The organism is Aetokthonos hydrillicola CCALA 1050, from assembly GCF_017591665.1.
Classification (GTDB): domain Bacteria; phylum Cyanobacteriota; class Cyanobacteriia; order Cyanobacteriales; family Nostocaceae; genus Aetokthonos; species Aetokthonos hydrillicola.
Window position 1 is genome coordinate 1 of record NZ_JAAKGC010000449.1, and the last position, 1,072, is coordinate 1,072.

1 protein-coding gene and 1 pseudogene are annotated in these 1,072 nt (G+C 36.7%); one reads left to right on the plus strand and one right to left on the minus strand.

The genetic code is table 11. The features are described 5' to 3' along the window. Nucleotides 1-168 precede the first annotated feature (168 nt). Nucleotides 169-471: a hypothetical protein gene (locus tag G4P69_RS38790; RefSeq protein WP_208346625.1), complete on the minus strand. Its 303-nt coding sequence runs from the start codon at nt 469-471 to the stop codon at nt 169-171. 204 nt (nt 472-675) lie between these two features. On the opposite strand from G4P69_RS38790, the pseudogene G4P69_RS38795 reads away from it, so the two are divergent. Then, a pseudogene (locus tag G4P69_RS38795) lies at nt 676-948 on the plus strand (winged helix-turn-helix domain-containing protein); the annotation flags it as partial. Nucleotides 949-1,072 lie beyond the last annotated feature (124 nt).

Sequence of the window (1,072 nt, forward strand, 5' to 3'; positions counted from 1 at the left end):
TGAGAAAATGTTGAGGAGTATTTGATAGCCAAAAATTTGTTAAGTTTTGAATTCTGTTAATTAGGGTAAACTAGACGCAATCTCTTATCACGTCTAGTCTATTTCTTAATCAGAAAAATTTATTGATTGCTATAACGAGATACTTGCTTACACAAAGTTTAGAAATTGCTAAACTTTCACCGAAGAAGAAGAGTAAGCGTATTTTGTTACACCATCAGAAACAACGCCTGCTACTGCACCAGCGACACCCCCCTCAGCTACACCACTGATTTGAGTAGTAATCTGTCCTGTTTGCGGATCGACATAATAGCTTGCGCTATAGCCACTGTACTTAGCAGTATCATAACTACTAGACCAAGTACCGTAAGGTGAGGTGACAGTAATTGTGGTTCCTGTTCCTCCTAGTACTTGGCTATTACTAACAAGCTCACTTTCACAAAAACCAAGGTCAACAATTCTCAATTTTCTCATAATTCCTTTGTTGAAATAGGTATATCGCTAAAAACTTTAGCTAAGTTTTTAGCGATTTTTATCGAAAAGAGACTTATTTATAAAGCATAATAAATACCATCAAAAAGCAATGATAAAACCAGCTTTATAAATACGCTCTAAGAGGATGTTTGAAAAGTCTTTTAGAGTGTGTTTAAATACCCTAGTCACCGAGAAGGTGCTACGAAAGAATTAGTGACTCATAGCCCTCGTGAATATGGCTATGGGTTTAGCTGCTGGACAGCCAATTGGTTAAGTAAACATTTAGCACTTGAATTTGGCATTGAAATCAGCGATCGCCATATTAACCGTCTCTTAAAACAAATGGGGCTCTCGACCAAGCCAAAAAACTCCTCCAAACAGCAAGTTAACCCCAAAGATTCTGGAATTAAGATCCGCGACTTGCAATCTAGCTGTAACCCTAGTTTCCAATGGTCATTTAGTGTAACCGGGAGGTGAGAAAATGTTGAGGAGTATTTGATAGCCAAAAATTTGTTAAGTTTTGAATTCTGTTAATTAGGGTAAACTAGACGCAATCTCTTATCACGTCTAGTCTATTTCTTAATCAGAAAAATTTATTGAT